Origin of the sequence: Leptolyngbya sp. FACHB-671 (genome assembly GCF_014695745.1) — a bacterium.
Taxonomy (GTDB): Bacteria; Cyanobacteriota; Cyanobacteriia; order Elainellales; family Elainellaceae; genus JAAUTN01.
Map to the genome: position 1 here is coordinate 109,932 of NZ_JACJOV010000164.1, position 24,550 is coordinate 134,481.

At 49.0% G+C, this 24,550-nt stretch carries 21 protein-coding genes and 1 pseudogene; 8 read left to right on the forward strand and 14 right to left on the reverse strand.

Annotated elements, in window-relative coordinates; all coding sequences use genetic code 11:
* Positions 1 to 68: 68 nt before the first annotated feature.
* Positions 69 to 1,316, forward strand: a complete 1,248-nt coding sequence (locus H6F93_RS31295) for a pentapeptide repeat-containing protein (RefSeq protein WP_190689683.1) — start codon at positions 69 to 71, stop codon at positions 1,314 to 1,316.
* Positions 1,317 to 1,564: 248 nt separating this feature from the next.
* On the opposite strand, the gene H6F93_RS31300 is transcribed toward H6F93_RS31295, so the two are convergent.
* The 3 genes from H6F93_RS31300 to ppsA form a co-directional block, all read right to left on the reverse strand.
* The gene (locus H6F93_RS31300) at positions 1,565 to 1,822 is read right to left on the reverse strand and encodes a hypothetical protein (RefSeq protein ID WP_190689686.1); all 258 of its coding nucleotides are present in this window, start codon (positions 1,820 to 1,822) and stop codon (positions 1,565 to 1,567) included.
* Between the two features lie 165 nt (positions 1,823 to 1,987).
* Positions 1,988 to 2,572, reverse strand: a complete 585-nt coding sequence (locus H6F93_RS31305) for a L,D-transpeptidase (RefSeq protein WP_347277385.1) — start codon at positions 2,570 to 2,572, stop codon at positions 1,988 to 1,990.
* A gap of 281 nt (positions 2,573 to 2,853) precedes the next feature.
* Positions 2,854 to 5,385 carry a phosphoenolpyruvate synthase gene (ppsA, locus tag H6F93_RS31310; RefSeq protein WP_190689689.1) on the reverse strand — a complete coding sequence of 844 codons (2,532 nt, stop codon included), beginning with the start codon at positions 5,383 to 5,385 and terminating at the stop codon, positions 2,854 to 2,856.
* A 580-nt stretch (positions 5,386 to 5,965) separates the two neighbouring features.
* Between ppsA and ptsP the strand changes: the two genes are divergently transcribed.
* The 3 genes from ptsP to H6F93_RS31325 are packed head-to-tail and all read left to right on the forward strand — an operon-like array spanning position 5,966 to position 11,265.
* Positions 5,966 to 8,434: a phosphoenolpyruvate--protein phosphotransferase gene (gene ptsP / locus H6F93_RS31315; RefSeq protein ID WP_190689692.1), complete on the forward strand. Its 2,469-nt coding sequence runs from the start codon at positions 5,966 to 5,968 to the stop codon at positions 8,432 to 8,434.
* A gap of 18 nt (positions 8,435 to 8,452) precedes the next feature.
* Positions 8,453 to 9,391: a 1-phosphofructokinase gene (pfkB, locus tag H6F93_RS31320; protein WP_190689695.1), complete on the forward strand. Its 939-nt coding sequence runs from the start codon at positions 8,453 to 8,455 to the stop codon at positions 9,389 to 9,391.
* A 29-nt stretch (positions 9,392 to 9,420) separates the two neighbouring features.
* Entirely contained in the window at positions 9,421 to 11,265 is a 1,845-nt protein-coding gene (locus H6F93_RS31325) for a PTS fructose-like transporter subunit IIB (RefSeq protein WP_199314236.1), read from the forward strand.
* A gap of 70 nt (positions 11,266 to 11,335) precedes the next feature.
* Here the strand turns inward: H6F93_RS31325 and H6F93_RS31330 are convergent, their stop codons facing one another.
* The gene (locus tag H6F93_RS31330) at positions 11,336 to 12,649 is read right to left on the reverse strand and encodes an FGGY-family carbohydrate kinase (protein WP_190689697.1); all 1,314 of its coding nucleotides are present in this window, start codon (positions 12,647 to 12,649) and stop codon (positions 11,336 to 11,338) included.
* Positions 12,624 to 12,833, reverse strand: a complete 210-nt coding sequence (locus tag H6F93_RS31335) for a hypothetical protein (protein ID WP_190689700.1) — start codon at positions 12,831 to 12,833, stop codon at positions 12,624 to 12,626. The genes H6F93_RS31330 and H6F93_RS31335 overlap by 26 nt, the downstream gene beginning before the upstream one ends.
* A gap of 160 nt (positions 12,834 to 12,993) precedes the next feature.
* Between H6F93_RS31335 and H6F93_RS31340 the strand changes: the two genes are divergently transcribed.
* Genes H6F93_RS31340 through H6F93_RS31350 form a run of 3 tightly spaced genes read left to right on the forward strand, consistent with a single transcriptional unit; the run spans position 12,994 to position 15,746 of the window.
* A complete protein-coding gene (locus tag H6F93_RS31340) occupies positions 12,994 to 14,097 on the forward strand; it encodes an aliphatic sulfonate ABC transporter substrate-binding protein (RefSeq protein WP_190689703.1) in 1,104 nt (367 codons plus the stop codon).
* Entirely contained in the window at positions 14,094 to 14,960 is an 867-nt protein-coding gene (locus tag H6F93_RS31345; protein ID WP_190642376.1) for an ABC transporter permease, read from the forward strand. Before H6F93_RS31340 ends, H6F93_RS31345 begins: the two co-directional genes overlap by 4 nt.
* Positions 14,961 to 15,002: 42 nt before the next feature.
* Positions 15,003 to 15,746, forward strand: coding sequence for an ABC transporter ATP-binding protein (locus tag H6F93_RS31350; protein WP_190642375.1), 744 nt, complete (start codon positions 15,003 to 15,005; stop codon positions 15,744 to 15,746).
* 99 nt (positions 15,747 to 15,845) lie between these two features.
* Here H6F93_RS31350 and H6F93_RS31355 read toward each other — a convergent pair whose 3' ends face one another.
* Both H6F93_RS31355 and H6F93_RS31360 read right to left on the reverse strand, forming a co-directional pair.
* The gene (locus H6F93_RS31355; protein ID WP_190689705.1) at positions 15,846 to 16,406 is read right to left on the reverse strand and encodes an IS630 family transposase; all 561 of its coding nucleotides are present in this window, start codon (positions 16,404 to 16,406) and stop codon (positions 15,846 to 15,848) included.
* Between the two features lie 11 nt (positions 16,407 to 16,417).
* Entirely contained in the window at positions 16,418 to 16,921 is a 504-nt protein-coding gene (locus H6F93_RS31360) for a helix-turn-helix domain-containing protein (protein WP_190689709.1), read from the reverse strand.
* A 132-nt stretch (positions 16,922 to 17,053) separates the two neighbouring features.
* On the opposite strand from H6F93_RS31360, the pseudogene H6F93_RS31365 reads away from it, so the two are divergent.
* Positions 17,054 to 18,242: pseudogene (locus tag H6F93_RS31365) on the forward strand (IS701 family transposase).
* A 457-nt stretch (positions 18,243 to 18,699) separates the two neighbouring features.
* Here the strand turns inward: H6F93_RS31365 and H6F93_RS31370 are convergent.
* From H6F93_RS31370 to H6F93_RS31400, 7 genes are all read right to left on the reverse strand, one after another.
* Positions 18,700 to 19,356 carry a methionine ABC transporter permease gene (locus H6F93_RS31370; protein WP_190689713.1) on the reverse strand — a complete coding sequence of 219 codons (657 nt, stop codon included), beginning with the start codon at positions 19,354 to 19,356 and terminating at the stop codon, positions 18,700 to 18,702.
* Positions 19,356 to 20,339 carry an ATP-binding cassette domain-containing protein gene (locus H6F93_RS31375; protein WP_190689716.1) on the reverse strand — a complete coding sequence of 328 codons (984 nt, stop codon included), beginning with the start codon at positions 20,337 to 20,339 and terminating at the stop codon, positions 19,356 to 19,358. The genes H6F93_RS31370 and H6F93_RS31375 overlap by 1 nt, the downstream gene beginning before the upstream one ends.
* A gap of 117 nt (positions 20,340 to 20,456) precedes the next feature.
* Positions 20,457 to 21,338, reverse strand: a complete 882-nt coding sequence (locus tag H6F93_RS31380) for a MetQ/NlpA family ABC transporter substrate-binding protein (RefSeq protein ID WP_190689720.1) — start codon at positions 21,336 to 21,338, stop codon at positions 20,457 to 20,459.
* A gap of 5 nt (positions 21,339 to 21,343) precedes the next feature.
* Positions 21,344 to 21,502: a hypothetical protein gene (locus H6F93_RS31385; RefSeq protein ID WP_190689723.1), complete on the reverse strand. Its 159-nt coding sequence runs from the start codon at positions 21,500 to 21,502 to the stop codon at positions 21,344 to 21,346.
* Between the two features lie 22 nt (positions 21,503 to 21,524).
* Positions 21,525 to 22,727: an acyl-CoA dehydrogenase family protein gene (locus H6F93_RS31390; RefSeq protein ID WP_190689724.1), complete on the reverse strand. Its 1,203-nt coding sequence runs from the start codon at positions 22,725 to 22,727 to the stop codon at positions 21,525 to 21,527.
* A 120-nt stretch (positions 22,728 to 22,847) separates the two neighbouring features.
* Positions 22,848 to 23,879: an NADP(H)-dependent aldo-keto reductase gene (locus H6F93_RS31395; protein ID WP_190689727.1), complete on the reverse strand. Its 1,032-nt coding sequence runs from the start codon at positions 23,877 to 23,879 to the stop codon at positions 22,848 to 22,850.
* A 150-nt stretch (positions 23,880 to 24,029) separates the two neighbouring features.
* Positions 24,030 to 24,476 (reverse strand): hypothetical protein, encoded by a 447-nt coding sequence (locus H6F93_RS31400; RefSeq protein WP_190689731.1) that lies wholly within the window; start codon positions 24,474 to 24,476, stop codon positions 24,030 to 24,032.
* Positions 24,477 to 24,550: the final 74 nt, after the last annotated feature.

Sequence of the window (24,550 nt, forward strand, 5' to 3'; positions counted from 1 at the left end):
CTATGTAGGATCAGCGTAATCTGGGAAATTTTTTAGCTTTTTATCTTAGCTGTGCAAGGGGACTCTCCATGACAGACAATGATTACCTCTCCCTGATTCAGCAAGGAGTAGAAGCCTGGAACCGTTGGAGAAGCGAAAATCCCGAAGTTAAGCCAGATTTGAGTAGAGCTTATCTTTTTGAGGCTGATCTGAGTGGATTTGACTTAAACCATGTAAACTTCAGTCGGGTTTGTCTGATTGGGGCTAATCTTAAGCGGGCAAATCTGAGCGGCGCGGAGCTGGATGGAGCTTATGCAAGTGGCGCGAACTTGAGTGAAGCAAATTTAACCGGGGCCAATCTCAGTAGCGCGAACTTGAGTGAAGCGAATTTGAATGGGGCTGATATGACTTCTGCCCAGTTAGAAGCTACTGATTTGACGGCAGCTCAGTTGACGGGTGCTTGTCTAGAAAATTGGCGGATTAGCAGGGCAACCAAACTGCATAAAGTCGAAGGTCGATATGTCTACCTTGATCGGCAGCAGAAACGCTGTCCGCTAGAGGGTGACTTTAAACCAGGAGAGTTGGCTGTGATGCTCCAGGCAGAGAGCGATCGCTCACCCAGTCAGCCGTCCCCAACACCGTCTCCTCCCAAACATAAACAAGTTCCACCAGTCTGGATATCTCCCCAAGTTCCCGGAGTTGAATCTAAACCTGCTCCGGTTGAGTCACCTCCTGAAAAACCGACAGAAGTAGCTGCTCTGCAACCAGTTGCTACTCCAAGGCGATCGCGTTCGATTCCCTGGGAGATTTTGGTAGGAGTTGGAGTTGGGTTGGCGGTGATTGCTGCGATCGCTAGTTTTCCTCGCACTCGCACGGTAACTGAACTTCCGCCACTAGTCTGCAATGAGCCACCGTTACCGTCCCTTGCTGATAGAGCGCCCGACCATGAGTATGAAGATGGCACTCGCTTTTATGGCAGCTTTTCAAATACTGCCCCTCTGGATGGTAGAGGCAGCATGATGTATCCCAATGGCGATCGCTACGATGGCGAGTTTCGGGACGGGAAACGGAACGGTTGTGGAACATTTACTTTCGAAAATGGTCGCAACTATGTAGGTCAGTTTCGAGACGATCAGTTCCAGGGGCAGGGAATTTGGACGCTGGAAAATGGCGATCGCTACATTGGCGAATTTCAAGCCAACAAATGTAATGGGCAAGGAACATTTATATCCGTAGATGGATCTCAAAAGACGGGAATTTGGGAGAATGGTGACTTGGCGGGCGACAACCTGTCCTGCGACCGATCCCCTTTGAGGCTGCCGGGTTCTCCAGAATGAACCTTTTACCCATTTGACGGGAGTGTTAGCTTTGCTTTTACTTCTCTACCCACAAAACCTGGGGAAAAAGAGGTTGGCAGCTAGAACGGCTCCCTCATTTAGGGAATTGCACAACCAAACCACCGATACACCGTGAGGAGAAAACACATGGATAAGCGGTCGTCCAATTTGCTGAAGTTTTTATTTTTTGCGGTAACCTTGTTGTCTGCTGCTAGCCTAACCGTTACATCTCTAAAGCTAGCTCAAGCTCAAGACTCTCCCCCTCCAACGCCCACCCCTTCGCCAACGTTACCGACTCCGACTCCCACACCTGGGGCGACTCCCACACCCGGAGTGACTCCGACTCCAAGTCCAACTCCCACACCTGGAGTGACCCCAACTCCCACACCTAGGGTGACTCCGACTCCCACGCCCGGAGTGACTCCAACTCCCACACCTAGGGTGACCCCAACTCCAAGTCCAACTCCCACACCTAGGGTGACCCCAACTCCAAGTCCAACTCCCACACCTAGGGTGACCCCAACTCCAAGTCCAACGCCAACCCCAGATTCTAATCCTCGGGCACTTTGGTAAGAACCGGTAAAGAACTAGTTCGATTAGATCATACTAAAAAATAAGGGGGGGTTCACCCTCCCCTTATTTTTGATCTAACTCTTACAGTGTGGTTATATCTACGGTTCCACAATGACTGCTGTTCCAGGAGTGACAATTTCGTATAGCTCACGAACATCTTCGTTGTACATTCGAATACAGCCATGCGAAGCTGCACGCCCTACACTTTCGCGATTGGGGGTGCCATGAAAACCAATATAGTTATTGCCATCTGTCCAAAAGGCAATCCACCTTTCCCCAAGTGGATTTTCAGGTCCAGGTGGCATGGTTTCCCCAGTGAGCGGATTTGTCCATCCTGGGTCTTGTAACATGTGCAAAACCTCAAAACTGCCTGTTGGAGTTTCCCATCCCGCTCTACCGATCGCCACTGGATAGGTCGTTTTTAACTCATCATCTTGATAGACATAAACCCGGCGCTCCCTCAGCTTCAGCACCAGTCGCACTTCTTGAGCTTCTGGAAAGACGGGGTCTGGTGGCAACAGCTCCGGTACTACAATTTGTGGCTCTAGCGTCGTCGTAGAAGGAGTTGCAGCCTGATAAGTTGCTGACTCAGGAGCTACAGTTTGAGCCGCAGAGTAAGGCTGAATGGATAGAAGAAGAATTGCTGAGCCCAAGCAACCCCACAGAGAACGATTCAGAAACACGCTGTTACGACCCTTGCTAACTACAATCGAAAGTTTTAAAGGAGTAGTGTGAGACAAGTCTCTGGAATAGAATGAGAAATCTTAAGCTAAATGTCAAGATTCAAAGACAGAAGATTTCTTTACCAGGTTCCTCTGATAGACAACACTCTCGACTCTATTATTCTAAGAATAAAGTGCTCCATCAGCATGAGACGCAAAATAAGGCAGAGTTCTTAACTCTGCCTACCAAGTCGGAGTTTTGGAACGAGTTTTGTGAGTTAACTCGCTCCAAGACTGTAGGGCTAAGTGGGTTGGCTTGGGGACATTGATGCTTCGGTTTTGGCGATCGCCAACAATGTCTTTAACACCGAATCCGGATTCAAACTGATCGAATCAATCCCCTGCTCCACCAGGAATTGAGCAAACTCAGGATAGTCACTGGGTGCCTGTCCGCAGATGCCAATCTTGCGATTAAACCGCTTTGCCGTCGCAATTACTCGCTCTAGCTTGCGTTTCACCGCTTCATCGCGCTCGTCAAACAAGTGAGACACGAGGGCTGAGTCGCGATCAAGTCCTAACGTGAGTTGGGTCAGGTCATTGGAACCGATCGAGAAACCGTCAAACACTTCACTAAAGCGATCGGCTAGCTCCACGTTGCTAGGTAACTCACACATCACGTATACCTGCAAGCCATTCTCTCCTTGCACCAGTCCGTGCTTAGCCATCTCGTCCAGAACTTTACGCCCCTCTGCTGGAGTGCGGCAGAACGGAATCATTGGAATCACATTCGTCAACCCCATTTCATCCCGTACACGCTTAAAGGCTTCGCACTCCAGCCCGTAAGCAGCCTGATACTTCGGGTCGTAGTAACGTGATGCTCCACGCCAGCCCATCATCGGGTTTTCTTCTTCTGGCTCAAAATCCCGCCCTCCAATCAGATTGGCGTACTCATTACTCTTCAAATCCGACATTCTCACCACGACTGGATTGGGATAAAATGCTGCCGCTAACATACCAATTCCAGATGCTAGTTTGTCTACAAAGTAGTCTGACATCTCCTCATACTGAGTGGTGAGCTGACTAATTTCCCACTTAGCGGCTTTATCCTTAAGCTGGTTGAAATGCAGCAGTGCCAATGGATGCACTTTAATGTGATTGGCAATAATGAACTCTGTTCGGGCTAACCCTACCCCATCATTCGGAATTAGTGATAGCCGAAACGCTTCATGAGGATTGCCTACATTCATCAACACCTTGGTACGGGTGCGCGGCAAGTCATCTAACTGGAGTTCTTCAATCTCGAACGGCAGGATGCCGTCGTAGACGTGCCCTTCCTCCCCATCGGCACAGGAAACGGTAACTTCCTGCTCATCTCGGAGAATTTCAGTGGCGTTGTCACAGCCTACAATGGCTGGAATTCCTAATTCCCGTGCAATAATTGCAGCATGACAGGTGCGCCCACCCTGATTCGTGATGACTGCACTGGCTCGTTTCATAATTGGCTCCCAGTCAGGATCAGTACGCGTCGTTACCAGCACTTCTCCTTCCTGAAACTCATCTAGCTTACGGATATCAATAATGGTTCGTACCTTACCCTGACCAATCATTTCACCGACTGCACGACCTCTGAGCAACGGTTCTGCTTTTTGTTTTGCCGTGAGTTTATAGGTCTTTAAAACATTGTTTCCCTTTTGGGAGTGCACCGTTTCGGGACGAGCCTGCACGACAAACAGTTCACCTGTTGTGCCATCTTTTGCCCATTCCACATCCATTGGGCTGTATGCATCTCGCACGTTAGAGTAATGGTCTTCAATGATGCAAGCCCATTCTGCCAACTTCAGAATTTCATCATCTTCCAGAGCATATTTTCCCTGATCGACTTTAGGCACGGGCAGGTTTGTGGTGGGTCTGCTGCCACCAATGTCATACACCATTTTGATTTCTTTACTACCCAGACGCTTTTCTAGAATTGGGCGAAAACCTTGTTTCAACGTGGGTTTGAACACAATGTATTCATCTGGGTTAACCACTCCCTGCACCACGTTTTCACCTAATCCATAGGCAGCCGTGACAAGTGCCGCATTTTTAAAGCCACTTTCCGTATCGATTGAAAACATTACACCTGCCGATGCCAGGTCAGAGCGCACCATTTTTTGCACGCCAACGGATAGAGCAACCTCAAAATGGTCAAAGTTTTTAATTGTGCGATAAGAAATGGCGCGATCGGTAAACAGAGAGGCAAAACACATATGGCAGGCTTCTAAAACGCCATTAATGCCATTGATGTTGAGATAAGTGTCTTGCTGTCCGGCAAAGCTTGCATCCGGCAAATCTTCAGCAGTAGCACTGGAGCGGACAGCTACATCAACGCCACTGTAGCGACTGAGGCAAGCCTGTCGCTCTGCTCCATTCAATGCTTCACACATTTCGATATCGACGTCATATCGCGCTGAAAGCTGCACGTAGGCATCTACGATCGCCTCCTCTAGCTCCGATGGAAAGGGTGTGTCTAAAATCAACGTGCGGGCTTGTCGTCCTCGTTCCCGTAAGTTGTTGATGTTTTCTACATCTAGGTCAGCCAATAAACGTTGAAGCCGAGCTTTTAGCCCTGCTTTCTCCATGAAATAACGGAAGGCATGAGCCGTTGTGGCAAAGCCCGTTGGAACGTTCACTCCTTTGGGTGTGAGTTGCTGGATCATCTCTCCCAGAGATGCATTTTTGCCGCCTACTAGGGGTACATCACCAATGCCAACCTGCTCAAACCAAAGCACAAGTTCCTGTTCTTTTAGCTCTTGATTCAAGGGAGAAATATCTAGTTTTCTGGTTGTAATCATGTTATTTACTCCACAGAGTTCAGTAGAGAAGCAGCTATTTTGTTAATCAGATTTGTTAGCCAAAAGTAAAATTCTTGCCGATAAAAACTTATTTTTATCTAGCTTTTGAAAGGTGTAGGGAAGGAGATTAATGTAGTTTTTGCGGGTTGGGTTAATACTAGCGTAGCTCAACAAATGATGAGGTTGCCTTTTTCTGTTTAATCAACTTCACATAGCAATCCTAAATAGGTTATGGAAGGGTATGCCTCGCACAGTTCGATCCTTCTATAATCCACTTAGAATGGCGCTAACTTTACTGCCACGAGTCATAAAACAGGTGTTAAGGCGCTTAAAGTTTTATTTTGATCTATGAAGGGATCTCGCCTAGTCGAGGATATTTTCTGATTTAAGATTAAGAAATGAATTTATCAACACATTTTTGCGGCCATGTTTAGTAATGTATGTATCAATAATCTAATTGTTGTAAGCAACAGATATTCCTTCACATCCTCTTCCTAAAGATAGAAGAAATGAGGGGTTTTTCTCATTCTATTAAAAGCTTGCTTTGCTTAAATCGTTAATATCTGACTTTTGAAAAGACATGATTAACCTGAGCCAAAAAAGCATCAAGATAAAGGCCGAAGCTGTTAATAAAGCAGATGCAATTTCTCAAGCGGGGAAGCTGCTGATTGAGAATGGCAATATGCAGCCGGGATACATCAGCTCGATGATGGAACGAGAGAAGGTTGCTCATACCTATTTGGGAAACGGGATTGCGATTCCGCATGGGCTGCCCAAAGATCGAGATTTGATTTTAGAAACGGGCATTTCGGTCGTGCAAATTCCGGCTGGGGTGGAGTGGAATCCGGGGGAGCAGGTCTATCTCGTGGTAGGAATTGCGGCGAAGTCTGACGAACACCTGGAAATTCTCTCTAACCTGACTCATGTTTTGGATGATGAGCCAACAATTCAGCGGTTATCCAAAACGACAAATCCCGATGACATCATTGCTTGCCTGACCAATCAAACTTCTAATGGCAATGGGGCAAGTGCTACTGAGACGGATCTCGCGAAGAACGACTTTGCTAAGGCGGTAGATGTAACTATTCCTGGCAAAACAGGACTTCATGCCCGTCCAGCTACCGTTCTGGTGAATGCGGCGAAGGAATTTGAATCTGAAATTCAGATGCGCTATGGAAGTCAGACTGCTAATGCCAAAAGTTTGGTGTCGTTGCTGAAGCTGGGTGTGGAAGGAGGACAAACCGTTCGCCTAATGGCACAGGGCAAGGATGAGGATGCAGCACTGGCGTCCCTCAGGCGGGAGATTGAGGCAGGTTTGGGAGAGGAAGCGGAGGAAACCTCAACCGTTACTTTAGGACGAGCTTTAACCTTTGAGTCGCTTGCGGTTCCTGGGATTGCAGCTTCACCGGGGTTGGCGATCGCCCCCTTATTCCAATTCAAGCGCGGCAAGATCGTGTTTGAACATACGGCAAAAGATCCAGTGGTAGAAGAAACTCGACTGCGGCAAGCCGTTGAAACTGGCAAAGCACAACTGCAAGACCTGTATGAAGAGGTAAAAGCGCGATCGGGTGCGGGTAAAGCAGCTATCTTTTTAGCGCATCAGGAGTTTTTGGGTGATCCCGAACTCTTAGCGGATGTAGTGAATCACCTCAAAGACCAGCGCAGTGCAGCCTGGGCATGGCAACAGGTTTATGAGCAGCGGGCGAGTGCGCTAGAACAGCTTAAAGATCCATTGCTAGCGGGTCGAGCAGCCGATTTGCGCGATGTAGGGCGTCGAGTGCTGCGGCTGCTTGCCGATACGGTTGAAGATGAGCCTGTGTTGCCTTCTGCTCCGGTGATTTTGATTGCCGAAGACCTGACTCCATCAGATACGGCAGGACTTGATCCAACCCTTATTTTGGGTTTCTGCACAGCTTATGGTGGACCAACTTCACACAGTGCGATTATTGCGCGATCGCTTGATATTCCGGCGCTCGTTGGTGCAGGTCCAGCCGTCCTTGACTTAACTGATGGCACTCGCTGCATTCTAGATGGCGAAAGCGGCAACCTCTATCCCCGTCCGTCTGAAGTTGACCTGGGGACCGCCAGAGTCGCCCAGCAAGACTTGCAGGCATTACGCGAACAGGAACAGCTTGCTCGATTCCAGCCCGCTATTATGACCGATGGGCATCGGCTGGAAGTGGTGGCAAATATTGGTGCTGCTGTTGAAGCAGAACAGGCAGTGAATGCAGGCGCAGAAGGCGTTGGACTACTTCGCACCGAGTTTCTATTTTTGAATCGTTCGGAGCCTCCTTCAGAAGAGGAGCAGTTTGCTGCTTACACGCAAATGACTCAGGCGTTAAACGGTTTGCCACTAATTATTCGGACTTTGGATATTGGTGGCGATAAGTCTGTGCCTTATCTGAACCTGCCGTCTGAAGAAAATCCATTTTTGGGGGTGCGTGGGATTCGGCTGTGTTTGCAGCGTCCTGACCTGTTCCGTCCTCAACTGCGGGCAATCTATCGGGCTGCTCAAACGGGTTCGGTCAAGATCATGTTTCCCATGATCGCGACGCTAGAAGAACTTCAAGCAGCCAAGCAAATTGCGGAAGAAGTGCGGGTGGCGATCGGCGCACCGCCGGTAGACATCGGCATGATGATCGAAGTGCCTTCGGCAGTATTAATGGCAAATGAGTTTGCTCAAGAAGTTGATTTCTTCTCCATCGGTACTAATGATCTGACGCAATACGTTTTGGCGATGGATCGCGGTCATCCTGTCCTAGCAAAACAGGCAGATGGACTGCATCCAGCCGTGCTGCGAATGATTCACCAAACCGTACAGGCAGCAACGGCGGCAGGTAAATGGGTGGGAGTCTGCGGCGGCATGGCTGGTGACCCCAAAGGAGCGGCAATCTTGGCAGGGTTGGGCGTAGCGGAACTGAGCATCAGCATCCCCAGTGTGGCGGCTGTCAAAGCCAAACTTCGCAGCCTTTCTTTTTCTCAAACTCAGGACTTAGCAAAACGGGCGCTGAACTGCCGCAACGCCCAGGAAGTCCGCAATTTAGTGTAATTACCTTGTGCATCTCCTATGCATTCCAACATTGCTACTATTACTCTTAATCCGGCCGTTGACCAGACGGCTTCCATTTCCCATTTCAGGGCAGGTGAAGTGAATCGGGTGGAATGGGAGCAGGCAGACCCCGGCGGCAAAGGGGTAAATGTAGCCTCATTTCTCACCGATTTTGGCTTTTCGGTCAGCGTTTCTGGCTTTTTAGGGAAGGAAAATGCGGAGCTATTCGATCATTTCTTTACCCAAAAAGGTATTCAAAACCAATTTGTTACCATTCCTGGAAAAACTCGCGTCAATGTCAAGATTATTGATGCTGCTCAAAAACAAGTCACTGATATTAACTTCCCGGGACAGCCACCGACAGAAAGTGATATTGCTAAGCTGCGTCAGGCGATCGCCACTCTAACCCAAGACCACGACTGGTTTGTGCTATCGGGCAGCGTTCCCGCTGGGCTATCCAGCGATATCTACGGAAAACTGGTATCTGAGCTAAAAGCACAAAACAAAACCGTTGTATTAGATGCTAGTGGTGAGAGCTTGCGGCAGGCAATTCCCTTTGCGCCTTACGCAATTAAGCCCAATATTGATGAGTTACAGGAATTGGTCGGTTATCCGTTGGAAGGGGAAGAGGCGATCGCCCAGTCTGCCCAAACCCTCTTGGAGAAAGGAATTCACTCTGTCGTCGTCTCAATGGGAGCCCAAGGAGCCATTTTCGCAGAACAAGAGGCGATCGTGGTCGCCCGACCACCTCAAATTGAAGTGGTCAGCACCGTTGGTGCAGGCGATGCAATGGTATCTGGCTTTATCACTGGTAAGCTGCGCGGACTCACTTTAGCAGACTGTGCTCGACTTGCAACTGCTTTCTCCATTGGCGCACTTAGCCAGGTTGGACCACGGCTACCTCCACCCGAAACAGTTGAATCTTACATGAGTAAGGTTGATGTGCAGGTTCTGTAGGTTTCATCATTTAACAACTTCTAATAATCATGAAAACAATCAAAAGAATTGCGGCTGTCACAGCCTGTCCAACCGGAATTGCTCACACCTTTATGGCAGCCGAAGCGCTGCGAAAAACCGCCGAAGTGATGGGTTATGACATCAAAGTTGAAACTCAAGGATCTGAAGGAGTTAAAACACCGTTGTCGGCAGGTGATATCGCCGATGCAGATTTAGTCATTATTGGAGCTGATATTCACGTCGATCCGTCTCGCTTTGTCGGAAAACCTGTTTATGCGACTTCTACCAGTCGCACCATTCGCAGTACCAAAGCAGTGATTGAAGAGGCAGTTTCCGAAGCACAGCACGAGTCAGAAACACAGCAAGAATCAGAAGTGGATGTGCCTGCTCCTCCGGTTGCAGCAACCGTTTCATCTGCTGCTACTTCGGTTGCCTCAACCTCACCTTCTAATGGTTTAAAACATTTAGTGGGTATTACCTCTTGCCCAACTGGAATTGCTCATACCTTTATGGCGGCTGAGGCTTTACGCAAAGCAGCGGTGGAGTTGGGACATGAGATTAAGGTAGAAACACAGGGTTCTGTTGGGGCAAAAAATCAACTCACACCAGAAGATATCGCACAGGCGGATGCAGTGGTGATTGCGGCAGATACCTATGTGGATCTGACCCGGTTTAAGGGGAAGCGGGTCTATGAAACCTCAACAAAACAGGCTTTGAAGGCAGGTAAAGGAGTTATCAATGATGCTCTGACTTTGCCAGAACCCGAAGTCCAAGCTACGAGCGGAAATGGTAGAGATTATCTACAGTCAGTTCAGCAGGTAAAAGCAGACCGAAGTGCGAAGCGATCGGGTCCTTATCGTCACTTGTTAACAGGCGTATCTTACATGCTGCCTGTAATTGTGGCAGGTGGTTTGATCATTGCTTTGTCGTTTGTGTTTGGGCTGGAGCCGGAAGAGGGAAGTTTTGGCGCTGCTTTAATGCAAATTGGCGGTGAGTCTGCCTTTGCATTAATTGTTCCAGTTCTTTCTGGCTTCATTGCCTTTTCCATCGCCGATCGCCCCGGTTTAGCACCAGGACTAATTGGCGGCATGTTGGCGGCTAATCTCGGAATGGGTTTTTTAGGCGGCATTCTCTCTGGCTTTTTAGCAGGATATATTGCTTTACTGGTGCGCGATAAGATCAACTTGCCAGCTAATCTGGAAGGACTCAAACCTGTTCTGGTGATTCCTCTACTCTCCACTTTAGCGGTCGGATTACTGCTAGTTTATGTCTTTGGAGCGCCCGTCAAAGCAATTTTGGATGGACTCACCGCTTTTCTACAAAACATGGGTCAAACCAACGCGGTCATTCTCGGTTTAATTTTGGGCGGCATGATGGCAGTAGACATGGGCGGTCCAGTCAACAAAGCCGCTTATACCTTTGCAGTCGGTTTGTTAGCGAGCAGTGTGTTTGAGCCCATGGCAGCGGTGATGGCGGCGGGCATGACTCCTCCTTTGGGGCTAGCACTGGGAACTTTACTGGCGAAACGTCAGTTTACTGACGAGGAAAAGGATGCAGGCAAGGTTGCAACGGTACTGGGCATTGCGTTTATCACGGAAGGGGCAATTCCATTTGCGGCAAAAGATCCGGTTCGAGTGTTGCCTGCCTGCATTGCTGGGTCAGCCGTTACCGGGGCACTCTCGATGCTGTTTGGCTGCACCCTCCGCGCTCCTCATGGCGGCATCTTTGTACTGGCGATTCCCAATGCGGTGACTCAAGGTGGACTGTATGTGGTGGCGATCGCTGCTGGCACCTTAGTTACGGCAGTGGCGATCGCTCAACTTAAGCGCTGGCAGCCTAAAGCTAAAGCAGCCGTAGCTGAACCACAAAGCTAAAGATACATATCACTTATCGCTGAGTTCCTGGATCTCCAAATTCTCAAGGAATTTGGAGATTTTTAATATTTCACCTGTCCAGGTATGGCGTTTGCCTGCTTGCTAATAGTGCAGTTCCGTAGGCTGCTTCAGTTTGGGCAGAGGGAAGGACAGGTACCTGTAAGTGGCGCGATCGCATCTCAGCCCAAATCAGATTTTTTGCACCACCGCCCGCTGTATAGACTTGAGATAGCGGGGTTGCGCCTAATTCTTGCAGCAGCCGATAGCCCCTCGCTTCAATTCGAGCAATACCTTCTAGCAGACCGCGCAGAAATTCTACGGGGCGATCGGGTCGAGGGTCTAATCGAGGTTGAAGTTGGGGATCGTTAATCGGAAAGCGTTCGCCAGGTGTGAGCAGCGGGTAGTAATCAAGCGAACTGGCTTGCGCGGGTTGAATTTGCTCACTTAAATGCTTCAGTTCTGCATCGGTGAAGAACTGTTTTAGTACGGCTCCGCCTGTGTTGGATGCGCCACCCACTAGCCACAAATCTCCCAGACGATGGCTGTAAATGCCATATCGAGCATCGTCCACACGAGTTTCGCTGAGCAGCTTTAGCACCAGAGTAGAGCCGAGAGATGTGACGGCCTCACCAGGAAACTGAACTCCACTAGCAAGAAAGGCAGCAATGCTATCGGTCGTTCCTGCACACACTAAGCAGTCGGCAGGCAAATGGAATTGCGTGACAATTTCCCTTTTTACCACTCCAATCGGTGTTCCCGGAGCAATAACCTGCGGCAGCTTGAAAGAGGTTGGTAACTCTTGCATCCAGTCGGGATAACGTAACTCACCTACGTTATATCCTAATTTCAGGGCATTGTGATAGTCACTGATACCCAGTTGACCGTGCAACAGAAATGCAAGCCAATCTGCTTGATGTAGAAAATAGGCTTCAGAAGAAACACACAGCACCTCTGTGCAAGTAGCCCACCATAGCAGTTTAGCAAGGCTGGAGGTGGCGCTAATTACGGTGTGATTGGGCGGGGCGATCGTTTTCACCTGATCCATCACCGCCATTCCACGCGCATCGTTGTAGAGAATTGGCTGATCGAGCGGAATTCCCTGAGCATCACAAACTAGCACCGTGGAAGAGGTGCCATTGATGGCGATCGCCTTTAACTGTTGACGAATTTCTACAGGAAGCTGTTCAAGTAGGGTGAACAGTGCCGTTTGCCAGATCGTTGCCAAATCCTGATCATCTTCAAATCGAAAACTGGTTTGAGCCTGAATTTGGTTGTGGCTGTCAATGGCGATCGCCCGTGCGCCTGAAGTACCAAAATCGATGCCCAAATAAGAACCGAACACTCCAGGCGAGGTGCTATCAGAATGTGTGTAATCTAGTGCCATGAAACGCTAGAACCAGAAGTTGGAGAGAAATTAGGACTAGGGGTAAGCCTGTCAGTTCCAACAATGCCATACATCCGGCAATTTCCGTCAAGGTCGTCACGCCGCTACCGATCAACGCAACAGATTGCTCAACCTTTAAGCAAAATTTTGTCTCCATCTTGCCTGCGTCTACAAAAGTATGCAATGATTCTCCAAGAATTTACGGTAACTCGGTAGAGATACAGTAATTTTGAAATTCTATTCATTCTAATTTCTGGTGAAGCGGCTGAGCCTTTTCACTTCAAGCTTTGCGTTTTTTGTAAGGACTGTTCCCTGAATCGGTTTTATTTTTGAGGAAGTATCCCATGATTGCTAACAGCAGACGCACACTGATACCCCGTTGGGTGAGAGGCTTTAGAGCACTGAATCCAAGGCAGGTTCCTGGCTTTGCGTTCCTGTTCTCGCTAGTCTTCAGCCTAATTTTGGTAACGAGCAGTTGCAGTGCTCCCGCTGGAGACAATCCGGGCACGATCAAGCTCGATTTTGCTTACTACAATCCGGTTAGCCTGGTACTCAAGGAGAAGGGCTGGCTAGAAGAAGAGTTAGCTCAAGATAACGTCAGCGTTGAGTGGGTTCAGAGTTTGGGCAGCAACAAAGCCCTAGAATTGCTCAACAGCCGCAGTATTGATTTTGGCTCTACGGCTGGTGCTGCCGCCTTGCTGGGCAAAGCGAATGGCAATCCGATTAAGTCGGTTTACATTTACTCAAGGCCGGAGTGGACTGCCTTGGTAACAACGGCTGATTCTGATATCAACACGGTTGAAGACCTTCAGGGACGGAAAGTTGCGGTGACCCGAGGAACTGATCCTCACATTTTCTTACTGCGGGCACTGGATCAAGTCGGTTTATCAGAACAGGATATTGAGGTTGTCCAACTTCAGCATGCAGACGGCAAAACTGCACTGGAGCGAGGAGATGTTGATGCTTGGGCGGGGCTTGACCCTCACATGGCGCAAACTGAGTTAGAAAAGGGTTCTCGCTTATTTTTCCGCGATCCTGACTTAAATACCTATGGCTTTTTGAATGTGAGAGAAGCATTTGCCCAGCAATACCCCGATTATGTAGAACGGGTGCTGGCAGTGTATGAACGGGCAAGGCAGTGGTCTTTGGAAAATCCAAATGAGTTAAAAGCGATTTTGCAGAAGGAAGCGAAACTTAGCGATGCAGTTGCAACCAAGCAATTAGAACGAACAGATTTATCCAATGCGGTGATTGGTCAGGTGCATAAAGACACGATTGTTGCGGCAGGAGATGTGCTTAAGAGCAGTGGTGTCATTCCTGGCTCAATTGATGTCAATCAGGTTGCTGATGAACTGGTCGATCCACAGTTTGTTGAAAAGGTTGCTAGTCACCAGAGAGTTATCAGTCACCAGAAAGTTGTCCATCACCCGCAGCACTCACACTCATGAATTATCCGTCGCCTCCCAAACGCCTAAATTCTGCAACGCTTGCGCCTGTTCAGCGAACTCGATCTCAGTCCCGTCGGCGACGACTAGGTTTAAGAGGACACTGGACGCTGGGTTTCATTCTGCCTGTTGGGTTACTGGTTGTTTGGGAACTGTTGTCTCGAATCGGTGTGTTTCCTCCCAACCTGTTGCCTGCACCCTCTGCGATCGCCCTCACTTTGTGGACACTCACCCTCAGCGGTGAACTGTTGATTCACATTGGAATCACGCTCTATCGTGTTTTTCTAGGATTTCTCATTGGTGGAGTTCTCGCCACAATTCTGGGGGCATTGACTGGATACTCGCGTGTCGCAAATCAACTGCTCGATCCATTGTTTCAGGCATTGAGAAACATTCCATCACTAGCCTGGGTGCCCTTGTTTATTCTGTGGCTAGGAATTGCTGAAACATCCAAAATTGCTCTGATCGCCGTTGGTGTGTTTTTCCCCGTTTATCTGACGCTGATGGCGGGCATTCAGCAGGTCGACCGCAAACTGGTAGAGGTGGGGCGGGTCTATCGCTTTAGTCAAGCTCAGTTAATCTGGCGAGTCTTCTTGCCTGCCACATTACCTTCCTACATCGTGGGCTTGCGAAATGGCTTAGGTTTGGGCTGGATGTTTGTGGTGGCGGCTGAAATTATGGGAGCCAGTCGAGGGCTGGGCTTTCTCCTAATTGATGGTCAAACGACGGGTCGCCCAGACATCATCATTGCTAGCATTCTCCTGTTTGCCATCATGGGTAAGCTGACAGATACAGGATTGGTGGCGATCGGCAGACGGTTGGTGAGTTGGCAAGACTCCTACAGTTTGCAAGCCCAAAAGAATTAAGCAGAAAAAAGGTTGTGATATAAATCCGGGGAAGAACCAGGAATGTTGCGAGTCGAAAATGTCTACAAGCAATTTGACAACAGTTTTTTGGCGCTAGACGCAGTCAACTTAGAAGTTCATCCTGGGGAAATTGTCAGCCTGGTGGGAACAAGTGGCTGCGGCAAGAGTACGCTACTGCGAATCATATCAGGACTAGATTTTCCCAGTGAAGGGGATGTCTGGATTGACAATGAACCGATCGCCAATCCTCATCCTGAAGTAGGCATGATTTTTCAGGAACCCCGGTTAATGCCCTGGTTAACTGTAAAGGACAATGTCCGGTTTGGACTGGAGCAAGCAGCAGATAGTGAAGCAGCGATCGCCACAACGCTGGTAAAAGTAGGATTAGCTGACTTTGCGAATGCGCTGCCGCGCCAACTTTCAGGTGGCATGGCTCAGCGAGTGGCGATCGCTCGTGCCCTGATTACACAACCTTCAATCCTTCTATTAGATGAGCCGTTTAGTGCGCTCGATGCCTTTACCCGCACTAAATTGCAAGATCATCTGCTGCACATTTGGGAATACGACCGTCCGACGATGTTACTTGTTACCCATGATATCGAGGAAGCTCTGGTGTTAAGCGATCGCATTATTGTGATGAGAAGCAACCCAGGACGAATCCATCGAGAATTCGTTTTGGATCTCCCCCGTCCTCGCAAACGCACAGATACTCATCTACAACAGTGGAAAGAGCGACTGTTAAACGAGTTGGATTTGTCATTGGTGCGATCGCTCACAGGGGTATAGATAACGCACACCAAAGAGGAGAATTATGGGAGTTTTATCTGAGGTTTTAGCAGCAAACCAGATTTATGTTGAGAGCTGAATAACTGTTGTCATACCAATTTAAACAGTAGTCAGGGCAGATAAGGCATCGAGGATGAAGGGGTAACCTGTAATCGAAGCAATTGCATCAGGCGTTAATTGAGCCAGAAGTTGATCCACTTTGGCTTGCAGTTGATTGAGCGTCATGAACCTCGCCCACTTGAGGTCGGCTTTGAGGTGTTGCCACAAGCGCTCGATCGGATTTAGCTCTGGGCAGTACGGTGGCTGAAACAGCAAGATGATGTTTTCTGGCACAACCAAATCCTGACCACTGTGAAACCGTCCGTTATCGACTTGTAGGATGTTGAGACTGTCGGGGTATGCCTGAGAAAACTCATCCAAAAACCGTTGGTAGCACACGGTATCGACATGCGAAAACTGCAAGAAGAATGCTTCCCCTGTAGCAGGTTCAACTGCCCCATAAAGCCAAAAGGCTTTGAACAACCACTGCCATTGCCCAATTGGTTTGACTCCACAGGCGGTAATCAATCGTCCCGTCATCGTCTTGAGACCAAAGCGGCTCTCATCCTGAGCAAAGTAGCGTATCGGTCTTGGGTCTTGCCGCACTTGGCGACAATACAAGCTCAGTAAACTCAAGTCGTCCGCAAGGTTTGCTCAAAAGCCGTTCGCTGCCTGCTATCTTGCTTACAGTTCTGCGGACGAGCGACCTTCAGTTTTGCCTTCAGGCGATACCGGGTCATTTGATAGACCGCATGATACTCAGCTTCTACCCCCAATGTCTCGGCTAACCACTGCTGCACTTGCCCATAACTCTTGAACCCGTGATTTGGCTCTTGTAGCCGTTTTGCCAAGCTTTGTTCCGCCCACTGAGGAATCACGCGCACTCCGCCTGGTGATTTCTTGACCTGCAACATGTCCTCGATGCCGCCGCTTCGGTACAGCGACAACCAGGTTTGCAGCGTGTTGCGATGTTTGCCGATGGCTTTGGCAATCACACTGATACTCGGTGCATTCTCCTGTTTAAGCCAGTAGAGGACTTGCAAGCGTTCCTTCGCCGTTGAAGTTTCGGCTTGTCGCAACTGTTCGCTCAGATCATCCAAAGTTTCCTTCACCTCAATCGAGGTCACACCAGCCATTTTCTACAGTTGCAGATTGCGTAATACAGAGTTAGCGTGAACGTAAGTTGAGACAGACAAAGTCAGGAGGACTGTATGTCTGTACCTACCTCGCCTCATCTTTTGTGTCCTGATTCACCAACTCCAACTCACTTGAATGTTGATACTTCTCCCCGGTGGCAGGCTGAACTAGACCAACTCTGCCGCCGCATTAGCGGTCGCTTTGCTCGCGTCGAAGCTAAAGCCAGAGCGAGAGCTTACCTGGTCGGATTGCTGAGTGAAGTTGAACGCAAGAACGCCTGGCAACTTGCCGAAGAGCTAGGAGACACTCATCCCTACGGCATCCAGCATTTTCTCGGTCGCGCCCAGTGGGAGGCAGACTTAGTTCGAGATGACCTGCGGGCTTATGTGCTCTCTCGCTTAGCAGACCCTGAAGCCGTTTTAGTCATCGATGAAACTGGGTTTCTCAAAAAAGGCAACCATTCGGTCGGGGTACAACGACAATACTATGGCACCACTGGACAGATCGAGAATTGTCAAGTCGGAGTGTTTCTGGTCTATGCCACTCCTCGAAACTATACGTTTCTAGACCGAGCACTCTACTTACCCGAACGCTGGGCAAGCGATACTCAACGACGACAAGAAGTGGGCATTCCAGAGACAGTTCAATTTGCCACCAAAGCCCAACTCGCTCGGCAACTGTTGGAGCGCACTTTAGAGGCTGGGGTGAGCGCAGCCTGGGTCAGCGCAGATGAAGTATATGGGCATGACTACTCTTTGCGCCTGTGGTTGGAGCAATATCGCCAAGCTTATGTGCTGACCGTACCGACTAGTACACAGGTGTGGGTCGATGCCCTGAACTGCCGCATCGATGAGTTAGCTGCAAGTTGGCCCGAGGAAGAGTGGGTACGGCTCAGTTGCGGAGAGGGGTCGAAGGGTCCACGTGAGTATGAATGGATTGCCATGCCCCTCAGTGGTTCCCCTGCTCCAACTTGGCAACGATGGGATTGGTCAGACGCAAATGCAATCAACCTCAAGAACTAGACTATTTCCTGGTCTTTGCCCCAGCTAATACCACTTTGCAGGCAATGGTGGAGGGGGGGGGCGGCGCTGGACGATTGAAACCTGTTTTGAAACGGCCAAGGGGGAAGTGGGACTCGACCAGTATGAGGTGCGCTCTTGGCAGGGATGGTACCGTCACATCACGATGGCAATGCTGGCTCATGCTTATCTCACAGTTATGCAAGCTGATGAACCAACCCATCATCTGCAAAAAAGGGGGGCGTTATCCTCTCTACTTCCGCCTCGCCTCTCCAGCTACCCTTTACCCCAATTCGCTTGATTCCACTCACGCTGCCTGAGATCCGCCGCTTGCTTTGGCGCTTAGTTTTTCGGGTGTTGCCTTCCCTCAATCAGATTTTGCACTGGTCTTACTGGCGACGACGACATCAGGCCATCGCGCGGCTCTGTCATTATAAGCGCCGCTTATGCTCATCTCCTACATAAATACAACTGTAGAGCATTGGTAAAGTGCGCTAAATGACAAGGCTTAGTTTAGCGCATCTGCCCTATAGGCAATTTAAATTGGTATCAGTACAGCAACAAAGGCTAGGTTGGGTTCCGCTTTGCTTCACCCAACCTACAAGTTAGTCCCTTGCCACTCACCGATGCGAAGCACGTTCTGCCACAAATTCACAGACCTTTGCGGAGGGGGTGTGGGGGACGAGCACGTCCCCTGCTGGGGGGTTGGGGGAAACCCCCAAGGCTGTTTGGCTGTTCTCCAAGAAACTTCCCAAAAACTATTGCTTTCTCAAGCGAATAGCGAGGCGATCGCCTACATATTGAGCAATCTGCACCAAAATAATCAGTAATACTACCGTCACAACCATTACCGTCGTATCAAACCGTTGATACCCATAGCGAATTGCCAAATCGCCCAAACCTCCTCCCCCTACAACACCCGCCATTGCCGAATAGCTCAACAGGCTAATCACCATAATTGTGATCCCTAAGATTAAGCTAGGCAAAGCCTCAGGAATGAGTACTTTGAGGACAATCTGCCAGTGATTACAGCCCATTGCTTGTGCTGCTTCAATCAAGCCGCGATCGACTTCCAACAGTGCAGTTTCAGCGACTCTGGCGAAAAAAGGAATTGCTGCAATCGTGAGTGGCACCAGTGCCGCCGTGCTGCCGATGGTAGTACCCACAACCAGCCGAGTAAAGGGAATAATCGCCACTAATAAAATGATGAACGGGATCGATCGTCCCACGTTTACAATCGACCCCAGAACCTTCTGAATTGCAGAATTTGGCAGGATATGATTAGGAGCAGTAATCACAAGTAGTAGTCCTAGAGGTAAGCCAAACAGAACGGCTAACAGAGCTGAAATTCCTACCATGTAGAAAGTTTCGACCGTCGCTTGCCAAAGGCTTTCCATTAATACGGGATCAAGCATCAATGCACCTCATAGCTTAAATTTTGAGCCTGAAGATATTCCACCGCTGAGCTTACATCTTTGCCTGACAACTCAATGTGAAGCTGTCCAACTCGCTGACCACCGACAGTATCCACAGTGCCACTGATAATATTGGCATCGACATCAAATCGTTTTGCCAAATTAGAAATGAGTGGCTGATCTGCCGTCTCACCTCGAAAGGCGATCGTGACCAAGACGGATCCGGGACGAGGCTTAAACCCATTACGTTGAGGAAACAGTTCTCTAGCAATAAAGGAATCGGGCTGAGCTGCCAACTCACTTACGGTTCCCTGCTCTATCACTTTTCCGGCTTCAAGAATGGCAACGCGATCGCATATTTGTTTAACCACACCCATCTCATGGGTAATCAGCAAAATGGTTAAACCCATGTGGCGATTTAAGTCTCGCAGTAGCTCTAAAATAGAACGAGTTGTTTGTGGGTCTAGAGCCGAAGTGGCCTCATCGCAAAGCAATACATTGGGATTACCTGCTAGCGCTCTGGCGATGCCAACTCGTTGTTTTTGTCCACCCGATAGTTGAGCCGGATAGGCATCTCCTCTGCCTTCTAGCCCCACTAGTGCTAGCAGTTGTTCCACCCGTGCCCGTCGCTTTAAGCGGCTGTAGCTCATTAATTCCAGGGGAAATGCAATGTTTTCAGCAGCAGTACGAGAACTGAGCAAGTTAAAGTGCTGGAAGATCATGCCGATCCGCTGACGGGCTTTTCGCAACCTTGCACCCGATAGAGCAGTAATTTCCTCATTTCCAACCCATACTGAGCCTGAAGTGGGCTTTTCCAGACAATTGACACAGCGAATCAGAGTACTTTTGCCTGCACCACTCTGCCCTAAAACGCCGAATACCTCTCCTGCTTTTACCTCAAGGCTAATGCCATCCAGAGCGGTAATTTTTCCTTCTCCTCTCTGATAAGTGTAAATTTTGTATAGGTCGCGGATGCTAATCACGGGTGTAGGGTGTGGGGCTATTAGAAAACAGGGATGACAGCTCCGTCACATTTTTCTTCGATGAATTCGCGCACTTGGGGATCAACCAGAAGTTCGTTGAGGGTTTGAATACGATCTCTACAATGCAGGGATCACGGAACCTTGATATTTCTCCTCAATGAACTGTTTCACTTCTTCTGAAGTGAGTAATTCAGCTAGCTTTTGCACATTTGGATCTTGCTCCCGGTCAGGTAAAACGGTGAGTACATTAGAGTAGGGATTGTCCTCAGCAGTTTCTAGGGCAAGAGCATCTTCACCCGGGGACAAATTCGCTTGCAGAGCATAGTTGCCGTTGATAATCGCAAGTTCTACATCCTCCAGAGCACGAGGCAGTTGAGCAGCTTCTAGTTCCGCAAACTCAAGGTTTTTGGGGTTTTCTTCAATGTCTTGTATCGTGGCTTCTACGCCTGCACCTTCCCGCAAGATGAGTAGACCTTGATCTTCTAGTAGCTTGAGCGATCGCCCCAAGTTCGTTGCATCATTGGGAATGGCGATCGTTGCTCCATCAGGAACCTGTTCCAGGGATTCAATTTCATTCGAGTAAATGCCCAATGGCTCAATGTGAACGGGCGCGACAGCCACCATTTCAATTCCCCGTTCAGACCCAAAGTCTTCCATGTAGGGAACATGTTGGAAATAGTTAGCATCAATTTGCTCGTCGTTTAATGCCAAGTTAGGCTGCACGTAGTCTGAGAACTCCACGATTTCAATCTCTAAACCTGCTTCCTCTGCCAAATTGTCTTTGACATATTGCAAGATCTCAGCGTGGGGAACTGGACTCACGCCAATGGTTAGCGTTCCCCCTTCTGCTTGTTCTGCTGCGGGCGTTTCACTCCCAGCCGATTCACTCACTTCTTGAGAAGGAGCGCAGCTTGAAATGATAGTTGTAGCCGCGAAGGCACCTGCTGCAGCTAAAAGAAATCGACGGCTGAGTGGAAGACGGACATTCTGGATTTTCATGATGGTCATACCTCAACAGGCTGCCTCACAGTGGGCAGTTGTAAATGTTCTCGCAGTGTGGCGGTGGTGTATTCCGAGCGAAACAGTCCCCGGTGCTGTAGCTCTGGTACAACCCAATCAACAAATTCGGTAAACGTTCCGGGTAAGTGAGCCGGGGAAATCACAAATCTATCGGATGCAGTGTACTCATGAGTAATAGTCAGGCTTAGGAAGCTGTTGGTTAAGTGCCCAGTCACCCATCGCCCGAATCTTGTAATCTACCGGATCGTGTAAGGTAAACGTGCGAAGGTTGCGCCAGTAGCGATCGAACCTATATCTAGAAGCCGTTGAGCGAGTACCCATTACTTCAAAAATGCGGCTTGTCACATCCAGTCCAACTTTGGTCGCGAGAATCTTGGCAGAAGCGATCGCCACCGCACATTTCCCTCTTTCCTCTGCTGTAAGCTGATCACCTCGCTCCCAAGTCGCTTGCACCTGTTGATTTGCCTGATTAGTGAGAGCGATCGCCCCCTGCAAATTTACCCACATCTCACCGTAGTGATGTAACGTGTAAGGATCTTGCGTCGCCTGCTCAACCCCAGAAGTCAACCATGCTCTGCCCTGTGTCCGGGTATATTCTTGAGCCGCTTCCAAAGCTCCCAGCGCAATGCCGAGATAGATATTGGCAAAAGTGATTTGAGTCAAGCAAGAGCGAATGGTTTTAAACACACCGCTACTCAAATCAGGGCGTAAGATCTCCTCAGGCTGAACAAGTACATTATTAAAGGTGATGCTGCCACTATCGGTTTGCCGCTGTCCCATATTGTCCCAATCCCTATTTACCGTCACTCCCTCACGAGCAGTGGGGACAATGGCGATCGCAAACCCCTCCACTCCAGGCAACACAGCACTCACTGGAATCAGGTTGGAATCAACGGAACCCGAACAAAAACTCTTGATGCCATTTAACCGGAAGTGATCTGCCTCTGGGGTAAGTGAGACACGACGGTCAAGCGGATTAAACCCGTTACACCAGAACCAGTTATTCTCTGCCGTAAGTTTGTAATATCGCTCTTTTTGTTCTGCCGTTCCAAAAATGTGGGGAGCAGCCACCCCTAAATGGTGATAGGAAAACAGATGAGCAATGGAGCTATCTACTTTAGCAAAGTCTCGCGTAATCTGAAGAGCCGTTGTCCAGCGATCGCCAATTCCGCCATATTCCTGGGGAATCACCAGCCTGAGCAAACCGCTCTGCCGCAGCTTGTCGCGCTCGGTTTGGGGCGTGCCCCCCTTTGCATCCCGCTCAACGGCAGTTGCAGCAAACTCTTGAGCCAGTGATGTGGCGATCGCCCGGTAGTCCACTGCTTGAGAATTTTGAGAATTTACAGCTTGCTCGACTGCTAATGACATGCTTCCAATGTTATTCCGTGCAATGGACTGAATCTGTAGCTCCACGACAATCTACAGTAAATTGATAGATTTACCGTATTAATTCATCATGATTTCACAAGCACCGTCAAAAATCAAGCCTTACGGTGCTGGATTGGGATAGCGGTGATGTACTGCTTCAATTTCTACTAATATCTCATCACTCAGAATCACTTCCAGGCTGTCTAAATTTTCCTGCAACTGTTCCAAGGTGGTTGCGCCAATGACGGTACTGGTGACAAACCAACGGCTTTGCACGAAGGCGATCGCCAGTTGAGCCGGAGTAAGATTATAGCGCTGAGCAATGTCAACGTAGGCAACCACAGCTTCCTTTACATTCGTTTTGAGATAACGCTGTCCAAACCCTTTGAATTGTGTAATTCTGGCTTTCTCAGGTTGTTTAGAAAGGTACTTCCCAGACAGCATCCCAAACGCCAGCGGGCTGTAAGCCAACAGTCCTACGTTTTCATAGTGACAGGTTTCTGCTAGCGCCCAATCAAACACGCGATTGAGCAAATTGTAAGCGTTTTGAATTGACGCCACTTTAGGCAATCCTAATTTCTTTGCAGCATGACTGAACTCAGAGACTCCCCAAGGCGTTTCATTACTCAAGCCGACATAACGAATCTTGCCTGCTTGAATCAAATCTGCAAATACAGATAGCTGCTCGGCAATGGCTACCGTTTCCCTTTCCTGAGTGGGATCGTACACAGATTGCCCAAACAGTGGAACATAGCGATCGGGCCAGTGAATCTGATACAGGTCAATGTAGTCAGTCTGCAACCGCTTCAAACTATTATCAACCGATTGTTTGAGGTTCTCCCGGTCAATCGCTTTTGCTCCATTACGCACCCATTTCATGCCTCGACCCGGCCCCGCAATTTTGGTAGCAATAATCAGGCGATCGCGCTTCTGTTTCTTTAACCATTTACCGATGTAAGTTTCAGTTGCGCCATAGGTTTCAGCTCGGGGTGGTACGGGATACATCTCCGCTGTGTCGATGAAATTGATGCCCTGGGCGATCGCATAATCTAACTGTTGATGAGCCTCTTCAAGAGTATTTTGCTGTCCATAGGTCATCGTTCCCAGACAAACTTCAGAAACCTTGAGATCTCCCAACTCTCGGTATTGCATAGCTCCCCTCAAACTCCTCCAAAACTGTAAATGTACTTCCCTCTACTTCACTATTCCACTATCTCACCACTCTACTGCCCAGAAGAAGAGCTATGGCAATCCTATTTGATTGAAGTTTTTGAGATTGCAGGAGTTACGCAGAAGCAAGAGCTAATTCAACACAGTTTGTCTGGACAGGAGTTTCCATAACCAGGCTGTACCAATTCCCCACGTGCCGTTGATCAGTAGTGCCGTAATAATTGCGGTGGGATTTCCCCCAGCGGCGATGGGCTGCCCCTTGAGCGGAGCCACAATGAAGAAGGTAACAAGGGTGGGAACAATCGCGCCAAATAAGAATGTGGCAAACCAGAAGCGGCGATCGCCAGGTAAATAAGGAGAAATGGCAGCCAAAATCAATCCCCACACGCCACCCCAAAATGATAACGACCACACTTGAGGAATTCCGAAGGGCTGAGTTGGGTCAATAGAATAAGGCGCACGGGATGAGAAGTTTATACTATACAACAACGCTAATACACCTTGATGAAAAACTAACACTGCAATAAATCCAGCGGCAAAGGCAAACGCGAGTTGTAGTGACTGAGTTCTTTGAGCCATAGTATAGATACTCCAATGATTGATATATAGGAAAGGGTAAAGAACAAAAAACAGACGCACTGCTGCGCCTGTAA